Source organism: Pseudomonas sp. AC070, assembly GCF_979258635.1.
In genome coordinates, this window is the sequence record NZ_OZ409871.1 from 1,576,165 (window position 1) to 1,593,787 (window position 17,623).

The following is a 17,623-nucleotide window of genomic DNA, read 5'->3' on the forward strand; positions in this document are numbered from 1 at the left end:
ATGCATGTACCTTCGCTGTTCAGCAGTTTTTTCCTCGGCGGTTTTGAATGCTCCACCCACCGGCGCCAGGACGGGCGACGGCTCGACCTGTTGCACGGCACCGGCCATGACCGCTGGGCCGCCAGCGATTTCGCCGCACTGCAACCCCACGGCATTCGCGGTGCGCGCGATGGCCTGCGCTGGCACCTGATCGAAACCACGCCGGGGCAGTACGACTGGTCGAGTTTTCTGCCGCAGCTCAAAGCCGCGAACGAGGCGGGCGTGCAGGTGATCTGGGATTTGTGTCACTACGGCTGGCCGGACGACATCGACATTTGGCGCCCACAGTTTGTGGAGCGCTTCGCTCAGTTTGCGGCAGCGGCTGCACGGGTGATTCGCGACCACAGCGACGCCGTGCCGTTTTATTCGCCGCTGAATGAAATGTCGTTCTGGTCATGGGCCGGCGGTGAAGTGGCGTACTTCGAGCCCTTGGGTGAAGGCCGTGGCGATGAGCTCAAGCATCAATTGGTGCGCGCGAGCATTGCCGCCATCGAAGCCATTCGTGAAGTGGAACCGCGTGCGCGCTTCGTGCAAGTCGACCCGATTATTCACGTGGTGCCCCGTGGCAGCAGCGCCGCCGAGCAGGAAGACGCCGAGCGCTATCGGCTCTCGCAGTTCCAGGCCTGGGACATGCTCGCCGGAAAACAGTGGCCGGGGCTTGGCGGCAAACCGGAGTACCTGGACATCGTTGGGGTGAATTTCTACAACAACAACCAGTGGTTCGCCGGCGGCGGCACCCTCTGGCGTGGCGAACCGTTGTATCGCCCGTTCAGCGGCATGCTGGCCGAGGTGTACCAGCGTTATCGACGGCCCTTACTGGTGGCTGAAACCGGCGCTGAAGGCGACTTGCGCGCCGACTGGCTGCGCTACGTGTGTGAGCAGGTGCGCCTGGCCATGCAGCGCGGCATTCCCATGGAGGGCATCTGTTTGTACCCGGTACTCGACTACCCCGGCTGGACCGACGACCGCCATTGCGAAGTGGGCCTGTTCGGCTTTGCCAACGCCCAGGGCGAGCGCCCGCTGTGCCAACCATTGGCCGATGAGCTGCACTTCCAACAGGCCCAGTTCGCTGCCTTGCAGCGTCAACTAGTGGAGCACGCATGAACCGCCGACCTACTGCCGACGAGGTGCCGTTACCGGGGCGCCCGGTCGCCTTTCTCGCCCACTACGTGCGTCGCCGCCCTTGGCATTTCGGCGGCATGTTTTTATTGATCGTGGGCGCCGGCAGCTGCGCGGTGGCGGTGCAATACGGCATGAAACTGCTGGTGGATGCCATGGCCACCAGCGACCGCCAGCACGCCGATGTGTGGTTTCCACTGAGCGTGTTTATTGGCCTGATCGTGATCGAAAACGTGTTCTGGCGCCTCGGCGGGTGGCTGGGTTGTCGCACGGTGGTGGCCAGTTGCGTGGACCTGCGCGTCGACCTGTTCCGCCACCTCACCGGTCACCCCATGCGCTATTTCGCCCAGCACTACGCGGGCGCGTTGGGCAATCGCATATCGGCCACCGGCCAGGCAGCGGGTGCCATCTATGGCGGGCTGGCCTGGAAGATCATGCCGCCGTGTGTCGACTTCGCGGGCGCCGTGCTGGTGCTGTTCACGGTGCATTGGCAAATGGCCTGGGCGCTGATCGGGTTTGTCGCGGTAGTGGGCGTATTGATCGTTTCGTTCGGCATTCGTGGCCGCAGTAAACACCAACGCTTTGCTGCTCAGGCGGCGCGGGTCGGCGGTGAGCTGGTGGACGTGGTCTCCAACGTTTGGACCATCAAAGCCTTCTCCGCCCGTGACCGCGAAGCACAGCGCCTGGCCGAAGAAATCGGCCTGGAAGCCCGTGCCCAACGCCGGAGCTGGATGTACCTTGAAAAGGCCCGCGTGATCCACGACATCTGCTTGTCGTTGATGGCCGGCGGCATGCTGATCTGGGCCATTCAGCTGTGGCTGGCCGGCACGGTGACGGCGGGTGATGTGGTGATGGTCAGCGCCCTGACGTTCCGCATCCTGCATGGCTCTCGTGACCTGGCCTTGGCCTTGGTGGACACCACGCAGCAGCTCGGCGCAATCGATGACACCCTGCGCATCATCGTGCAGCCCCACGAACTTGATGACCCCGAACCACAACTGGCGTTGTCGCGCGGCGATATCGAATTCCGTCAGGTGACCTTCAGCTACCCCGATGGGCGTAAGGTTTTCGACGGCTTCGACCTGCATATTCCGGTGGGCCAGAAAGTCGGCATCGTCGGCCCCTCGGGCGCGGGCAAGTCGACGCTTATCAGCCTCATCCAACGCCTTGACGATGTGCAGGGCGGAAGCGTGATGATCGACGGCCAAGACATCAGCGAAGTCAGCCAGGACAGCCTGCGCGCGCGCATGGCCGTGGTGCCGCAAGAGACCGCGTTGTTCAACCGCAGCATTCGCGACAACATCCGCTATGGACGGCCCGAGGCGACCGATGAAGAAGTCATCGATGCCGCGCGTCACGCCTTTTGCGATGCGTTTATTCGTGAATTGCCCCAGGGCTACGACACGCCTGTGGGCGAGCGCGGCGTGATGCTTTCCGGTGGTCAGCGCCAGCGTCTGGGCATCGCCCGCGCCTTCGTCAAGAACGCGCCAATCCTGATTCTGGATGAAGCCACCTCGGCGCTGGACACCCATTCCGAAGCGGAAATTCAGGCCGCGCTCGCTAACCTGATGCAGGGCCGCACCGTGCTGGCGGTGGCCCATCGGCTGTCGACCCTGGCCAACTTCGACCGCGTGGTGGTGCTGGAAAAAGGGCGCATCGTTGAAGACGGTCCGCCGGAACACCTGCGCTTGCTCGGCGGTACGTTTGCCGCGTTGTGGAGCATTCAGGCGGCCGGTTTTAAAGAGGGGCGCGACCCGGCCGGTGTGGCCGAACCGGACGTCGCCAAGCGCTGAGCCAGCCACGCTACACCGCTACGTCGTGGGCGCTGTGATACGGCTCACTGAGCACCATATCGGTGAGCACGAACGGCCGGCCGAAGGCCATCGGAAAACGATCACGACACGGCGTTTCTTTCAGTACGGGTGCGTGATAGCTGAGGCGGGTGGCGAAAGCCCGAACGACGGTTTCCATCACCGCCACCGTGAGCCACTCGCCGGCACAGCGATGGCCGGTGTGGGCATCGCCGCCGCCTTGGGAAATGAGTGTGAAGGGGTCCAGGTGCACATTGTTGAAGCGCTCTGGATCAAACATTTCCGGTTGCTTCCAGCTGTCGGTGTTGCGGTTGCTGCCATACAGATCAAGCATCACCCGTGCGCCTTTAACGAAGCGCAGGCCGTTCCAGACAAAGTCGCGGGTCACCCGCGCGGCCACGAACGGAAAGAACGCGTACAGGCGCCGTACCTCCTGAACGAAACCGTGAAGCGCTTGTGGCTCGTGCGCCACGCGCGGCAGCCAATGCGGGTGCCGCGCCAGTTCCACCAGGGCGTACAGAATGAAGTAACTCACCGCCACCACCGGCCGCAGCAAGTTGAGCAACTCGACGGCGGCAATTCGCGCCGGGACGTGTTTCTCACCGGGCTCCTGAAAGCGGGCGATCACATCGAACGGGCTGCCTTTGGACGCCACCGAGGCATCGTCCCGCTGCCGGCGAATCAACCCGGCTGCCCAATGCTCGGCGGTCCTGCGGGCCAGCCCAGCCTGAAAATGTTTAACGCCTTTGCTGCCTGCGCCGGAAATCAACGTCACCAACTGGTGTTGATGCCCGGCACTGATCTCCCGCTCTGGCAATCCTGCCCAGCGGGCCACCGCTTCATACAGCACGGTCTGCATGGCGGGCAGTACGTCCACGCTGCCGTCCTGTGCCCACTGGCGCATCGCGCGACTTAAATGACGATCGATTTCGCTCACCAGCCGCTCGCCTTCCGCACCCGTTAGCAAGCCGATAAACACGTGCTTGCGCGCCCGATGCCGGGGCCCGTCCAGGCCCTGAAGCGCGCCTTTGCCGAACAAGGTGCGCACCAGCGCACGCGGCGCGGCGTTGGTGCGGCACAGGTGCGGGCTTTGATAAAACAACGTGGCCGCCTCGCGGCCTTGCAGGCAATAGGTGCGCTGCAACATCAGCCGGCATTCAAAGGCCGGCGAGTTGAGTTGGCGGCAGCCATTGCTGACAAATTCGTAACCGTCGCGCAGCAGGGCGAGGGTGCTTTCCAACTGCTTCAACCGGGGCATGTTCATTGGCATCACCGTGGCCAGCAATCAAACAAAACCTGCAAAAAACGTCCAACAAAAAAGGGCCTGGAATCCAGGCCCCCTTTCTCACACGGCGATAGCCTTAGCTACGTCCACCGCCGTGGCTGTTTTGGCCGCCTTTTTTGCCAGCCTCGGAGGCTTTCTGACGGTCGTTGGCAAAGTTGCCGCCGCTGTTATGGCCGCCTTTTTTGCCCGCTTCGGATGCCTTCTCGCGGTCGTTGGCGAAGTTACCTGGGTTGCTGTTGCCGGTGCTTTTAGTGGTCATTTTCATCACTCCTAATTTAGCAGTCGAGGTGTGCGAAGCCGTTTGGCCCCCACATGAATTCTGTCCACTGCCGTTTGCGAAGGTTCAGGCTTTTTTGAACAATAAGTCATTGATAAATAACAGATATTATTTCAATTTCAGCTCGATATCAGCGGCGGTTGGCGACGCTAAAACGATATCAAGATGCCGTGTGCCGCTGCGCTGGCCGTATGAAAACGGCTGAACTAAAGCGGCGCGCGTTGCGTCTGCACCCTTAACAGCGACCGATAAAAGGACACCCGCCATGAGCGACAACCGAGGCCACGCGCCGGCTGATAAAACCGCCAACCCGATCAATTCGCCGCAAGCGCAAACCAACCAAACACTGCCGGACGACGAGGCGGTTCTCCAACAGCCAAATCCGAAAACCGAAGACGTCGACAAGGTCATCACGCCGACCTCGATCAAGAACAAAGAACGCGACGCCGAACAGCTCGAAGAGAAAAACCGCGAGGTTGAACGCGAGCTGAACAAGCGCCCCTGACGGCGGCGGCGCCCCTGCATAAACGGACATTGTTCTATGGCCAAGGCACTCGACGAATACAACCGCAAGCGCGACTTTGATGCCACGCCCGAACCCAGCGGCGCCAAGCGCTCCGGCGCGAAAAAAAGCGCCGAGCATGCGCTGCAGTTCTGCATTCAGAAACACGACGCCACGCGCCTGCACTACGACTTTCGCCTGGAGCTGCAAGGAACGCTGAAAAGCTGGGCGGTGCCCAAAGGGCCGAGCCTGGACCCGAAGGTCAGGCGTCTGGCTGTGCATGTTGAAGACCACCCGCTGGACTACGCCACCTTCGAGGGCAGCATCCCGGAAGGGCATTACGGCGCCGGGGACGTGATTGTCTGGGATCGCGGCATTTGGAAACCCGTCGGCGACCCCGTGGCCGGGTACGAAAAAGGCCGGCTGAAGTTCGAGCTTGAAGGCGAAAAACTCAGCGGCCAATGGAACCTGGTGCGCACCCATATGCAGGGCGCCAAAGAGCAGTGGTTTTTGATCAAGCATCAAGACGAAGCCGCCAAGCCCGAAGCCGACTACGACATCGTCCAAGCCCAGCCGGACAGCGTGCTGAGCGACCGCACCATCGTGCCGAAAAAGCGCGGCGCCAAGGGCAAAGCGGCTGAGCCCAAACCCGTGGCCAGCGAGCCGGCCAAGCCCAAGCGCGCGGCGTCGAAAAAAGGTGCCACCCTCAGCGGCGCCGTGAAAGCGGCGATGCCCGAGACCATCAAACCGGAGCTGGCGACGCTGGTGGAAACCCCGCCGGGCGGCGAATGGCGCTACGAAATCAAATTCGACGGCTACCGCATCCTCGCCCGCGTGCAAGACGGCGATGTGCGCCTGTACACCCGCAGCGGTCACGACTGGACCGCGAAAATGCCACGCCAGGCCGAGGCCGTGGCCAGTCTGGGCCTGGAATCAGCCTGGCTGGATGGCGAAATTATCGTCGCCAACGAACACGGCAACCCGGATTTCCAAGCGCTGCAAAACGCCTTCGAGAGCGGGGCCAGTGGCGCCATCGTCTACTACCTGTTCGACCTCATGTACCTCAACGGCATGGACCTGCGCGACGTGCCGGTGGAACAGCGCCGCGCCGCCCTGGAGCAGGTGCTCGAACGCAGCGAAGACGAAGTGGTGCGCTTCTCCGCCGACTTTGAAGAATCCCCCGAAGCCATGCTCAACAGCGCGTGCCAAATGCAACTAGAAGGGCTGATCGGCAAGCGCGTGGGCAGTCGCTACGTCAGCCGGCGTAGCGATGACTGGATCAAGCTCAAGTGCAAACACCGGCAAGAATTCGTCATCGTCGGCTTCACCGAACCCAAAGGCAGCCGCAGTGCTTTTGGCGCGTTGCTGCTGGGCCTGCATGACAAAGACAGCGGCGAGTTGCGCTACGCCGGCAAGGTCGGCACCGGCTTTAACGAGCGCACCCTGGCCACCGTGCATGCGCAGCTCACCCCCCTGGAAGTGAAAAAACCGGCCTTCGCCAACCCGCCAACCGGCTCGGAATTTCGCGGCGTGCATTGGCTGAAACCCTCGCTGCTGGCGGAGGTGGCGTATGCCGAAATGACCCGCGACGGCTCGGTGCGCCACGCGGTATTCCACGGCCTGCGTAACGACAAACCGGCTGAACAGATCACCGAAGAAACCCCCAAAGCGCCGCCCGCCAAAGGCAAAAGCAAAGGCGCCGCTAAAGCCGAGCCAGAAGCCAAGGCTGCGGCCACACCCAAAGCGCAAGCCAAACCCAAAGCCAAGCTGGCTGTGACCAAAGGCAACGAGCAGATCCGCATCACCCACCCCGAGCGCGTCATCGACGCCAGCAGCGGCTCGACCAAGATGCAGTTAGTCGAGTACTACGCCAGCGTCGCCGAGTGGATTCTGCCGCACCTGCTGCATCGCCCCGTGGCGCTGGTGCGCGCGCCGGAAGGCATCGCCGGTGAGTTGTTCTTTCAGAAGAACGCCGAAAAGCTGGCGATTCCGGGCATTGAATCCATGGGCAAGGAATTTGCCGGCCAGCCAGTGATGATGATCAACAACCCGGAAGCGCTGATTGGTGCCGTGCAAATGAGCACCATCGAACTGCACACCTGGAACGCCACCTCGGCCGACTTCCAGCACCCCGACCGCTTTGTGCTCGACCTTGACCCGGACCCGGCCCTGCCGTGGAAAGCCATGGTCGAAGCCACGCAGCTGACCCAGGCCTTGCTCGATGAACTGGGCTTGAAATCATTCCTGAAAACCAGCGGCGGCAAAGGCATTCACCTGGTGGTGCCGCTCAAGCCGAAAGACAGCTGGGAGGCGGTGAAAAACTTTAGCCAGCGCATCGTGCAGCACATGGCGCACCTGATGCCGGACCGTTTTTCTGCCGTGTCGGGGCCGAAAAACCGCATCGGCAAAATCTTTATCGACTACCTGCGTAACAGCCGGGGGGCCACCACCATTGGCGCCTACGCCGTGCGCACGCGTGAAGGGCTGCCGGTGTCGGTGCCCATTTACCGCGATGAAATCTTCGAGCTGAAAAGCGCCAACCAATGGACCATCCATAACTTGCACGAACGCCTCGGCGAGTTGGGCGACGATCCGTGGGAAGGCTACGACAAGGTCAAACAAACCATTACCGCGCAGATGCGCAAGCGTCTGGGCATGAAGTAACAAGGACTGCCGCATGACTGACCACACCCACGATTCGCTCCAGCGCGAGCAGCAATTGCTCACCCGCTTGCTTGCCGCGCGCGGCCCTGGCGGCCAGGAAGACGAAGTGCGCGCCATCTGCCTGGAAGAACTGCAACGCCACTGCGAAGACGCGTGGGTCGACTCGGCCGGCAACGTGCTCGGCGTGATTGGCGCAGCCGCCTGCGCCGGCGCTGCTCCTGAACATGGCGTGAGCGTGATGGCGCACATGGATGAAATCGCCATGGTGGTCAAACGTGTGGAGCCCGACGGCACCTTGCGCGTGATCGCCTTGGGCGGCGCCAACCCGGTGAATTTCGGCATGTGCCCGGTCGAGATCATGGCCGACGAGGGCCTGCTGCCGGGGGTTTTGTCGTTTGGCTCGATGCACGAAACCAGCGGCTCGCTGCAAGGCAAAGACGTGCAAAGCGGCGCGGTGAAATGGGCCGATGTGCACGTGATCACCCGCCAGTCGCCGGAAGCCTTGAATCGCCTGGGCGTGCGGCCCGGCGTGCGCGTGGTGCTGAGCAAACAGTGGCGCAGCCCCTGGCGGGTGAACGACGCCCTGGCCGCGCACTTCATGGACGACCGCGCCCCGGTGGCGGCCGTGCTGCAAGCGGCGCAAGCGCTTGCCGAGCGCCGGGGCGAGCTCACCCGCCCGGTGTACTTCGTATTCACCACCCTGGAAGAAGAGAGCAACGCGGGCGCCGCCTATGCCGCCGCCACCTTGCCGTGCGACGTGGCGATTGCCATTGAAGTCGGCCCGGTGGTGGACGAATACGGCACCGAGCTGAGCGTAAATCCGATCATCAACACGGGTGATCAGAAGGGCTACTACACCCGCTGCGTTGCCACCGAACTGGCTCACGCCGCCGAGCGCTGCGGTTACACGCCACAGTTCGCCCTGCTGGTGGATTTCGCCTCCGACGCCAGCGCGGTGATGGGGCAGGGCACCGTAGCGAAAGCCGGCTGCCTGGCCATTCCCACCGAAAACACCCATGGCTACGAAATGGTCCTCGACGGCGCCATCACCGCGTGCGCCGACACCCTGGTGGCCTACCTGACCGCGCCCGCCGCGGCGTAAGTCCAGGCCTATTTGAAACGGAGCACCTCGACACTCTTGGCCAGGAGCATGTCGGCAAAGGCCGGCAGCTGCGCGACAAAGTCGTCTTCAAGCGCGAGGTAACGGTCTTGTGCGGGCGCATAGACCACCTGCGGTTTTACCCGCGGGATATCGCGGCTGGTCAGTTTCAACACCTCATGGCTGCGTTGATTCCACCACCACGCCAGGGTGTGAGTGCCGAACGTGTTGGAACGGTACGTCCACAGCCACCACTCGCCGTGCCCACGGGCCACCTGCAACTGCCCGTGAAAGGTGCGCAACGTGATGCTGTGCTTGGGCTGGGTCACGAGCATTCGCGTTTCCTGCTGCACCTCGCTGCCAAAACCATCAAGCAGCGCCTTTCTCGTGGCGCCGCTCAGCACATTGAAACGCCAGGCCTGCAATACCGTTTCCTGGTAACCGTCGTGCTCAGTGTTCTGCCGATGGCTTTCGCTGAACAGCAGCACCTCGTCATCACCCAGATAAGCGCTGGCGGCACGCAGCTGATAGGCGGAGCAGGGCAGGGGTTGGCCTTGGCTGACCTGTTGGGTGTCTCGGTTCCAGATCCAACACAGCGGACCGTTGTGCTGCATAAACAGCACGCGGCCTGGGCCGAACGACAGCATGGTCAGCTCGTCCTCGAACTCAAAAATGACTTCGCTGCTGCGTGGCGTAATTCGCCATACGCGAGTGAGAGGACTCGGCTCATACAGCCGCTGCCGTTCGAAGATTTCGCCGTCCACCACCAGGCTGGGTATTTCGAACGCTGGCCATTGCTCGCCGGCCGGGCCGAACGGCTGAACGTCGTCGCCCCGGCGTAGCTCATACACATAGCGATCATCGTGGCCATAGGCGCCCGACACGACGCGGCGCTTCCACAGACTGTGCTCGGCGCTGGCCTCCAGCAGCCGCAAGTCGGCGCCGTCGATGTCGTCGCTGCGGTTCTCCAGCATGTCCTGCTCGGCGGGTGGCCACTGGTTGTAATCAATCAGAAAACACAACCACTGGCCTTCGTCTTCCTCGGTGATGGCAGCGTAGCCATTGCTCAACTGCGACTCGTCGACATACGTCGGCCCCGGATACTCGTGCACCTCCTGCAACCACTTGAGCTTGCTGCTCGGACGTTTTGGTTTCTTCGCAGCGGGCGCGGGGGGCTCAATCAGGCACGGCGTCAGTTCTAAATCGCTGGGGTGGTTTTCCCAGTGCTCAGCGAACGCCTGGCGCAGTGCAGTGGGCACGATCACCGGGCGGTAATCGTCGGCACCGGCATCCAGGTTCCACACGTCATACCCTTGCGCCGCCAACAAGGGCGCCAACGCGTCCAGGCAGCGCTCCGGCATTTCATTGCAGAACTCATCGACCAAGGCTTCGAACGAAGGGCCGGTGAACAGCGGCAGGTCCGGGTAGTAATGCTGGAACAACGCCAACAACTCCCCGCCCGGGAGTTTCCAATCGATATGAATCAGCGGCTCGAAAGAGGCATGCATGGCGTCGGCGTTCCGTGTGACGGTGTGGGCGCTATCTTAGAACGCTGCGGCTGTAGAGCGCTTGTAGCGGTCGCAAATAATGGAACGCGGTAGCCGAACAATCCCCTCGCCCGCTAGCGGGAGAGGGTGCCCGAAGGGCGGGAGAGGGGCCTTTGGGCTGCGAATGCAAAACCCGCTTTTGTAGGAGCCACCTTGGTGGCGAACCCTGGAACAGGAATTCTTGATTTTCGTTTGCAGGGTTCGCTAGCAAGCTAGCTCCTACGGGCTGGTGTGCTGGTTTGGAATTTGGATTTTGCAGGGCCGGCGCATCGCGGCTAAAGCCGCTCCTACAGGTTGCTGTTGCTATTGCTGTTGCTTTTGTGGGAGCGGCTTTAGCCGCGATTCCTGCAAACGCTGATCACCGCCACAGACGCTTCAAAACCCCGCCCCCTGCAACGCCTGCTTCACATGCTCAATAAAGTGCCGCGTCGCCGACGAAATGCCTTTATGCGGCAAGGTCAGCGCCCGCAAGGTCACCACGCCAACTGCTTCATTCGGGCACGCCAGTTCCAACCGCAGCGCGGCCAGTTCTGCTTGGCAGGTGTGCAGCGGCAAATACGCCACGCCCAACCCGGCACACGCGGCTTTTAGCGCGGTTTGCGCCGACTCCACTACCAGCGCCGGGTGGCTGATGCGGCGGGTGTCGTAGGCCAGTTGCCAGGGGTCGGGCAGGGCGGCGCTGCCGGTGGTGATCAGTTGCTGGTCGTTCACGGTGGCCAGTTTCTTTGGGTGGCCCAGTTGTTTGATCAGCGCCGGACTGGCGACGATGGCCATGTTCAGTTCGGCCAGTTCACGGGCAACCATGGAGCTGCTGGTGGTGGAGACAGCGCCCAGCGTCAGCGCCAGGTCGAGGCGTTTGGCGCCCAGGTCGATCGGCCCGTCTTCCACGCTCAGGGCGAACTGCACTTCGGGGTGACGACGCTGGAAGCTGGCCATGGTCGCCAGTGCCCAGTCGGCCAGGGCGCTCGGCACGGCCAGTTTCAGCAAACCGCCGGGCAGGGTGGCCGATTCCTGGGCGCTGAGCAGCACGGCGTCCAGCGCGGCGACCATGTCCAGCGCGTGGCGGTACACCTGCTCGCCAATGGTGGTCATGGTGCACAGGCGCGCGCTGCGGTTGAGCAGTTGCGCATTGAGCTGGCGCTCCAGTTGGGAAATGCGCCGGCTGAGGCTGGATTTGCCCACCCCGGTCTGTTCGGCCGCAGCGGAAAAGCCGCCCGCTTCGATCACGCACACAAACCAGTACAAGTCGCCCAGCAGGTTGGCATGGGTAACGGCTTTGGGTTGCTGCCTGAACAACGGTTGGTTGTCGGATTTCGCGAGCTTGGGCATGTTTCCCCCTGTGTTTGTTGCGCTATCGTAGCGGCCCCGTTACACGCCCACCTTTGAATGCACGGGTGGGGCTTTTGAATGCGGGGACGCTGCCCAAATCAGGGCGAAGTGCGCAGCAGGGGGAAGGGAACATGAGCATGCCGGCCAGTTATGTGCCGCAGATTTTGGTGATCGATGATGTGCCGGAAGACATCCGCTCGATCCTGACCCTGCTGCGCGCGCAACCTTGGCGCCTGTCTCTGGCCACCGACGCCCGCCAGGGCTACCAGCGCGCCCTGGCGCTGCGCCCCGACCTGATTCTGCTGGATGTGCGCATGCCGCAAATGGACGGTTTCACCCTTGGCCGTCTGCTGCGTGAAGCGCCGGCCACCCAGCGCGTACCGATCATTTATCTGACCTCCGCCGGTTCGCTTGAAGAGCGGCTGGAAGGCTTGTCGCTGGGCGGTGTGGATTACGTGCTCAAGTCATGCGAGCCGCAGGAAGTGCTGGCGCGTATGCGCATCCATCTGCAGCTGGCCTGGCGCGAAACGGCGGTTATGCCCAGTCATTCACCGGCTGAATCCGCCTCGCCAGACGAACTGATTCTGCGCGCCGCCATGCGCCTGATTGGCCAAAGCCTCGACGAGTTGCCGTCCCTGGCCGACCTGGCGCGCAAAGTCGGCACCCATGACAAACGCTTGTCGACGATTTTCCGTGAGCACCTGGGCACCACTGTATTTGCCTATGTGCGCGATGCGCGCATCCGCCGTGCGCAAGAGCTGTTGGCCGACAGCACCATGAGCATGCAAGACATCGCCGAGCTGGTGGGTTTTCGCAGCGCCTGTAATTTCACCACTGCATTTCGTGAACGCCAGGGCATCACGCCCAGTCAATTCCGCCAGCAAATGCAGGACGCGGTGCCGGCTGCGCAATGATTCGTCTGTTTGTTCTGCTCGTCACGCTGTGCGGCTCGTCGTGGGCGCTGGCCATGCCGTTGTGTGGCACTGGCGAAATCGACCTGGCCGGGCACGTTGAGCTGCTCGAAGACCCCAGCGCCGCGCTGACGCTGGAGCAGGTGCAAAGCAGCAGCGCGTTCGTCACTCAACAGCACTTGCCTATGGTGCTCGAGTACAGCCGCGCCGCGTACTGGTTGCGCCTGCACATCAGCAATGACGGACCCAACGCCTGCCAACGCTGGCTCACCGTCGGCGACCCGCGTTTGCACGATGTTCAGGTGTTCGTCCAGCGCGGCGCCAACGTTGCGTCCATGCGCGCCGGCGCGGCGTATCCGCTGGAGCAGTGGCCGGTGGCCGATCGTCAGCCGCGTTTCCCGGTGGAGCTGGCAGCGGGCGAGGAGGGCACGGTGCTGGTGCGCGTGGCCAGCCCGTCGCTGTTTATTCTGGCGCCCACGCTGTGGACCGACGACGCGTTGCTCGAGCAGCGCCAATCCGTGTACCTGGCCGACGGCGTGACCCTGGGCATCGTGCTGCTCATTGTGCCGTTCAGCCTGCTCGTCGGCTGGATTCTGGGCTCGCGCCTGCTGCAAGCCCATGCCGGCGTGGTGTGTTTTTATTTGCTGCTTACGGCTGTTATCAACGGCTATCTGGTGATCTGGCCGAGCCTGCTGCGCTGGTCGCTGGAAATCACCACGCTCATCAGCATCCTCTCGTTTATCTGTTTGCTGATTTACGCCCAGTTGCTGCTGGAGGTGCGCCGGCTGCCGGCGGTGTGGCGCTATCTGTTCAATCTGCTGTTGGCGGCGTACCTCGCCGGGTATGCCTGGGACTGGTTTGTGGCGCGGCCAGACGGGCGCGTGTTTGTGCAGTGGGTCGTGCGTTTCGGCATTTATGCGCTGCTGCCGGCCACGCTGTTTGCCGCCTGGCGCCAGGGCGTGCGTTTACGCTGGATCGCCTATGCGGTGCCGGCGTTGTACACGCTGCAATTTCTGGTGCGCTACGTGCTCTCGCTCACTGATGTGCTGCCCGGCCAATCGCGCGATGCGTTTCTCAGCTTGTCCTCCACCTTGCCCGGCGTGGCGCTGCTGGTGTGCACGCTGATCACTGAAGTCGTTCTTAGCCGACGCCGGGAAAACCGCGCGCTCACCGACCTCGACCACCAGCGCCAAGCCGAGCATGAACGCCTGGAAAGCACAGTGGAGCGGCGCACCCGCCAGCTGCGCGAATCGTTGCAAGCGCGCAGCTCACTGATGGCGCGCATCAGTCACGACCTGCGCTCGCCGCTGGTGGGCATCATCGATTACGCGCGCTTGCTGCAAGGCGGCGAATCCAAAGACTACCCGCGCAAAATCGAGCGCCACGCCCGCCAGCAATTGGAAATGATCGACGAGTTGCTGGAATTCTCCCGCAGTGAATTGCAGCAAATGGAACTGACCCTGGCGCCGGGTTACCTCTACGGTTTTCTGCGCGAGATAGAAGAGGAAGCCGCGTTCCTCGCTGGGCGCCAAGGCAACCGCTTCGTCTGTCACCTGGGCGACGACCTGCCGCCGCTGGTGCGCGCCGATTATCAACGCTTGCGCCAGGTGCTGATTAACCTGCTCAGCAATGCCGCCAAGTTCACCCACAACGGCGAGATTCGCTTCGACGTCGAATGCCTACGCGTGGAGGGCGCCAACTCAGTGGTGCGCTTTGCCGTGAGCGACACCGGCATCGGCATCCACCCCGACGAGCGCGAGCACATGCTCTTGCCGTTCCGCCGCGGCAGCAACGCCGCGCATTTCCAGGGCACCGGGCTCGGTCTTTCCATCGTCAGCCAGTTGCTGCTGCACATGGGCGCGGAACTCAAGCTGGATGCGCCCGATGGCGTGGGCAGCCGTTTCACCTTTGACCTGAACCTTGAGCTGGCCGCCGAGGACGAACTGGAAAGCGGCCTGCTCGACAGCCACGGCGGCAGCGTCGAGGGCGGCGAGCGGCGCATTCTTGTGGTCGATGACGTGGCGCATAACCGCGAAGCCCTGTTCGATTTGCTCTCCGGCTACAACTTCGATGTGGACGTGGCCGCTGATGGCCCCAGCGCCTTGGACTACCTTGCAAAAGCGCCGTACTGCCTGTTGATCAGCGACCAAAACATGCCCGGCATGGACGGCTGGGCGCTGCTCGCCAAGGTGCGTCAGCGTTACCCGCACCTGCCGGCGTTGCTGTATTCAGCGTCTCCGGCCAGGCCGCCTGCTGGCATGACCGAGCGTTTCGATGCGGTGTTGCTCAAGCCGGTGGGCAGTGGCGAGTTGCTGGCTTGCATCGAACGCTGGAGCTGCACCAAACATGAGGCGCTGACGGGTTGATGCGCCGCTCCACACTCAGCCTGAAAACCTTTGCTGCGCTCTTGGCCTTGCTGCTGCCAGGCGGCTTGCCCGTTGCCGAAGAAAAGCCTCAAACGGTTGCCGTGAGCGAGCCGCTGCAATTGGAAGAAGTGCGGGTCAGCGCCCGCCACCGTGACGAACGCGCCGACGATGTGCCGGTGGCCATGAACGTGCTCGACGGCGAGCGCCTCGACGCACAAGCGCTGCACGACATGGAAGCCATTCAACAGGCGGTGCCGGCCTTGCTGGTTTCCGTGCCCAACCAGCGCTACGCCAGCTACGGCATTCGCGGCTTGGGCTCCAGCGCCTACAACGATGGCCTGGAAGGCAGCGTCGGGGTGTTTCTTGATGGCGTGTACCTGGGCCGCGCCGGAATGTCGGTTTCCGAGCTGACCGATATCGAGCGCATCGAAGTGCTGCGCGGCCCGCAAGGCACGCTGTACGGCAAAAACACCACGGCTGGGGCGGTGAATGTGTTCAGCCGCGCGCCCACGTTCACCCCCGAAGGCAACGCCGAAATCACCTATGGCGAGCACGGCACCGAGCAGTATCGCGGCACGTTTTCCGGGCCGTTGGTGGACGGCATGCTCGCCGGACGCCTAACCGCGTTCGACGTCAGCCGCGACGGCCTGATCGACAACCGCTACGACGGCCATGACCTCGCCAACCAAAACCGCCAAGGCGTTCGCGGGCAACTGCTGTTCACCCCAACCGACACATTCAGCGCGCGCCTGATCGGCGAATACGGTTGGCAAGACGAACACAGCAACGTGTTTCTGCCCAGCCACTACAGCCAACAAACCTTGCAGCGCGCGGCGTACGTCGGTTATCGACCGCTGAAGGTCGACCCTTACAAACGCGAGGTGCAGCAAGACCAACGAAACAGCACGAAAACCCTGCAAAACGCCGTGACGCTGCAGCTCGATCAGCAGCTTGGAAACGGCGCCACGCTCACCAGCATCAGCGGCTACCGCGACTGGCGTTACAGCACTGATCTGGACGGCGACGGTGGCGGCCTCGACGTTGCCAACGTCGGTGCCGAACTTGACCACCACCAATTCAGCCAGGAACTGCGCCTGAGCGATTCGCTCGGCGACACGCTGGATTACGTGGTGGGCGCGTATTACCTGAAGCAGCATTTCAACCGGCAAATCGATGTTGGTTTCGGCGACGATGCCGCCGCGTTTTTCCTCGGCGACCGGCCGGAAGTGAAGCTGCTCGGCATTCGCCCCTCGATGATTCCCAAATCGTTGCTGGCGGGTTCGCGGCAGACGTTCGACGGGGAACAAACCAGCGTCAGCCAGGCCGTGTTCGGCCAGTTCACCTGGCACGCCACCGAACGCTTGGATATCACGCCCGGCCTGCGCTACAGCCGCGAGAAAAAGCGCGGCTGGTTGTCGCGTTCGGTGTCCGGCCTCGCGCCGTTGGGCAATGACCTGGTCTCGCGCCTCGGCGGACAGCTGTTGCGCGACACCACGTTGGGCAAGCCGTATGGCTATTACCGCGACGATGAAATCGACGAGCACAACGTCTCCGGCCAGCTCGCCGTCAGCTACCGCTTCACCGATGAACTGCTCGGTTACGCCAGCGCCTCGCGGGGTTACAAAGCCGGTGGCATCAACTTGGAAGTGATTCAACCGGGCGCCCAGCCGACGTTTGATCCCGAGCGCGCCACAGCTTATGAAGTGGGCCTTAAACGCAGCTTCTGGAACGAGCGCGCGTCGCTGGATCTCGCCCTGTACCAAACCGATGTCGATGACTACCAGGCGCTGTCGAACTCGGCGCCGGTGGACCAATTCTCGCCGCCGATTCGTAACAACCTGATCAACGTCGGCCAGGTGCGCCTTCGCGGTGTCGAGCTGGACGGCGCCCTGCGGGCCACCGAGCGCCTCGACTTGCGCCTGGGCGTGGCGCTGAGCGACGCGCGCTACACCGACTTTGCCAACGCACCGTGCAGCCCCGGCTCGCCGCAGCTGGTGTGTGATCGCAGCGGCGAACGGCTGTTCAACGCGCCGCGCTGGAGCGCCAGTGCTGGCCTTGACTATCACCGGCCATGGTTGCCTGGGTGGCAACAGTACGTTGGCGTGGACTACAGCTTTCGCAGCAGCTACCAGGGCACGCTCGAAGGCGGACCGGGCAGCGACATGCCCTCGCGCGCCATCACTAATCTGCGCCTGGGCGTGCGCGAAAACGACGCCAGCTGGAGCGCCGAATTCTGGGTGCGCAACCTGTTCGATGAGCGCTACCTGACGGCGGTTTACGCCCAATTAGGTGCCGGCGATTACGGCGTGCTGGTGGGCGACCCGCGCACCGCCGGCGTGACGCTGCGGACACGCTACTAAACAAATCGTTCCTGCCACCGGTCGCCGCTGTGTTTGCCCGCGCGGGTTTTGCCGTCCGCGCTGGCAAAGGTCGGCGCCTGCCACGCGGTGCCGAGGGCGCCCATACGTACCGGCGCTTTGCCGTGTTTCAACCGTGATTCCCTTCCCTTAACGACCTTTGCCGGCCCGGACGCCCGTGCGTTTTTGCGCACCGTTCAGTTGCCGGTTCGCGGCTTGTTCGCGGGTCTGCGTTCGCCGATCTTCGCCGCACTTTTTTGACGCCACCGTAATGACCTTCAGGGCTGCGGCATCTGCCGCCCGGCTCTAGGAGCGTT

13 protein-coding genes are annotated in these 17,623 nt (G+C 62.9%); 8 read left to right on the plus strand and 5 right to left on the minus strand.

Translation table 11 applies throughout. The features are described from left to right. Entirely contained in the window at window positions 1–1,143 is a 1,143-nt protein-coding gene (locus tag ACZZ0Q_RS07130) for a beta-glucosidase (RefSeq protein WP_463560402.1), read from the plus strand. Beyond that, window positions 1,140–2,951: an ABC transporter ATP-binding protein gene (locus ACZZ0Q_RS07135; RefSeq protein WP_463539587.1), complete on the plus strand. Its 1,812-nt coding sequence runs from the start codon at window positions 1,140–1,142 to the stop codon at window positions 2,949–2,951. The genes ACZZ0Q_RS07130 and ACZZ0Q_RS07135 overlap by 4 nt, the downstream gene beginning before the upstream one ends. Before the next feature lie 10 nt (window positions 2,952–2,961). Here ACZZ0Q_RS07135 and ACZZ0Q_RS07140 read toward each other — a convergent pair whose 3' ends face one another. Then, complete coding sequence (locus ACZZ0Q_RS07140) at window positions 2,962–4,233, minus strand: cytochrome P450 (protein ID WP_463539586.1); 1,272 nt, start codon at window positions 4,231–4,233, stop codon at window positions 2,962–2,964. 97 nt (window positions 4,234–4,330) lie between these two features. Beyond that, window positions 4,331–4,513, minus strand: coding sequence for a con-10 family general stress protein (locus ACZZ0Q_RS07145; protein WP_122493733.1), 183 nt, complete (start codon window positions 4,511–4,513; stop codon window positions 4,331–4,333). Between the two features lie 283 nt (window positions 4,514–4,796). On the opposite strand from ACZZ0Q_RS07145, the gene ACZZ0Q_RS07150 reads away from it, so the two are divergent. From ACZZ0Q_RS07150 to ACZZ0Q_RS07160, 3 genes are read left to right on the plus strand one after another with little or no spacing between them, the layout of a single operon-like run. Next, the gene (locus ACZZ0Q_RS07150; RefSeq protein WP_463539585.1) at window positions 4,797–5,036 is read left to right on the plus strand and encodes a hypothetical protein; all 240 of its coding nucleotides are present in this window, start codon (window positions 4,797–4,799) and stop codon (window positions 5,034–5,036) included. Window positions 5,037–5,072: 36 nt separating this feature from the next. Beyond that, on the plus strand, window positions 5,073–7,697 hold the full coding sequence (gene ligD, locus ACZZ0Q_RS07155) for a DNA ligase D (protein WP_463560404.1): 2,625 nt from the start codon (window positions 5,073–5,075) through the stop codon (window positions 7,695–7,697). Between the two features lie 13 nt (window positions 7,698–7,710). Then, a complete protein-coding gene (locus tag ACZZ0Q_RS07160; RefSeq protein WP_463539584.1) occupies window positions 7,711–8,799 on the plus strand; it encodes a M20/M25/M40 family metallo-hydrolase in 1,089 nt (362 codons plus the stop codon). An 8-nt stretch (window positions 8,800–8,807) separates the two neighbouring features. Here the strand turns inward: ACZZ0Q_RS07160 and ACZZ0Q_RS07165 are convergent, their stop codons facing one another. Both ACZZ0Q_RS07165 and ACZZ0Q_RS07170 read right to left on the minus strand, forming a co-directional pair. Continuing rightward, window positions 8,808–10,304, minus strand: a complete 1,497-nt coding sequence (locus tag ACZZ0Q_RS07165; RefSeq protein ID WP_463560405.1) for a hypothetical protein — start codon at window positions 10,302–10,304, stop codon at window positions 8,808–8,810. A 414-nt stretch (window positions 10,305–10,718) separates the two neighbouring features. Further along, window positions 10,719–11,672: a LysR family transcriptional regulator gene (locus ACZZ0Q_RS07170; protein ID WP_463539581.1), complete on the minus strand. Its 954-nt coding sequence runs from the start codon at window positions 11,670–11,672 to the stop codon at window positions 10,719–10,721. Between the two features lie 131 nt (window positions 11,673–11,803). Between ACZZ0Q_RS07170 and ACZZ0Q_RS07175 the strand changes: the two genes are divergently transcribed. The 3 genes from ACZZ0Q_RS07175 to ACZZ0Q_RS07185 are packed head-to-tail and all read left to right on the plus strand — an operon-like array spanning window position 11,804 to window position 17,309. Continuing rightward, window positions 11,804–12,586 (plus strand): response regulator transcription factor, encoded by a 783-nt coding sequence (locus tag ACZZ0Q_RS07175; RefSeq protein ID WP_463539580.1) that lies wholly within the window; start codon window positions 11,804–11,806, stop codon window positions 12,584–12,586. Beyond that, window positions 12,583–14,949, plus strand: a complete 2,367-nt coding sequence (locus tag ACZZ0Q_RS07180; RefSeq protein WP_463539579.1) for a hybrid sensor histidine kinase/response regulator — start codon at window positions 12,583–12,585, stop codon at window positions 14,947–14,949. The genes ACZZ0Q_RS07175 and ACZZ0Q_RS07180 overlap by 4 nt, the downstream gene beginning before the upstream one ends. After that, window positions 14,949–17,309: a TonB-dependent receptor gene (locus ACZZ0Q_RS07185; protein WP_463539578.1), complete on the plus strand. Its 2,361-nt coding sequence runs from the start codon at window positions 14,949–14,951 to the stop codon at window positions 17,307–17,309. Before ACZZ0Q_RS07180 ends, ACZZ0Q_RS07185 begins: the two co-directional genes overlap by 1 nt. Here the strand turns inward: ACZZ0Q_RS07185 and ACZZ0Q_RS07190 are convergent. Beyond that, window positions 17,306–17,440, minus strand: coding sequence for a hypothetical protein (locus ACZZ0Q_RS07190; protein ID WP_463539577.1), 135 nt, complete (start codon window positions 17,438–17,440; stop codon window positions 17,306–17,308). The genes ACZZ0Q_RS07185 and ACZZ0Q_RS07190 overlap by 4 nt on opposite strands. Window positions 17,441–17,623: the final 183 nt, after the last annotated feature.

Excerpts from the sequence above, each read along its gene's own strand:
- ACZZ0Q_RS07130 (WP_463560402.1), top strand. The coding sequence starts at position 1 with ATGCATGTACCTTCGCTGTTCAGCAGTTTTTTCCTCGGCGGTTTTGAA.
- ACZZ0Q_RS07135 (WP_463539587.1), top strand. The coding sequence starts at position 1,140 with ATGAACCGCCGACCTACTGCCGACGAGGTGCCGTTACCGGGGCGCCCG.
- ACZZ0Q_RS07140 (WP_463539586.1), bottom strand. The coding sequence starts at position 4,233 with ATGAACATGCCCCGGTTGAAGCAGTTGGAAAGCACCCTCGCCCTGCTG.
- ACZZ0Q_RS07145 (WP_122493733.1), bottom strand. The coding sequence starts at position 4,513 with ATGACCACTAAAAGCACCGGCAACAGCAACCCAGGTAACTTCGCCAAC.
- ACZZ0Q_RS07150 (WP_463539585.1), top strand. The coding sequence starts at position 4,797 with ATGAGCGACAACCGAGGCCACGCGCCGGCTGATAAAACCGCCAACCCG.
- ligD (WP_463560404.1), top strand. The coding sequence starts at position 5,073 with ATGGCCAAGGCACTCGACGAATACAACCGCAAGCGCGACTTTGATGCC.
- ACZZ0Q_RS07160 (WP_463539584.1), top strand. The coding sequence starts at position 7,711 with ATGACTGACCACACCCACGATTCGCTCCAGCGCGAGCAGCAATTGCTC.
- ACZZ0Q_RS07165 (WP_463560405.1), bottom strand. The coding sequence starts at position 10,304 with ATGCATGCCTCTTTCGAGCCGCTGATTCATATCGATTGGAAACTCCCG.
- ACZZ0Q_RS07170 (WP_463539581.1), bottom strand. The coding sequence starts at position 11,672 with ATGCCCAAGCTCGCGAAATCCGACAACCAACCGTTGTTCAGGCAGCAA.
- ACZZ0Q_RS07175 (WP_463539580.1), top strand. The coding sequence starts at position 11,804 with ATGAGCATGCCGGCCAGTTATGTGCCGCAGATTTTGGTGATCGATGAT.
- ACZZ0Q_RS07180 (WP_463539579.1), top strand. The coding sequence starts at position 12,583 with ATGATTCGTCTGTTTGTTCTGCTCGTCACGCTGTGCGGCTCGTCGTGG.
- ACZZ0Q_RS07185 (WP_463539578.1), top strand. The coding sequence starts at position 14,949 with ATGCGCCGCTCCACACTCAGCCTGAAAACCTTTGCTGCGCTCTTGGCC.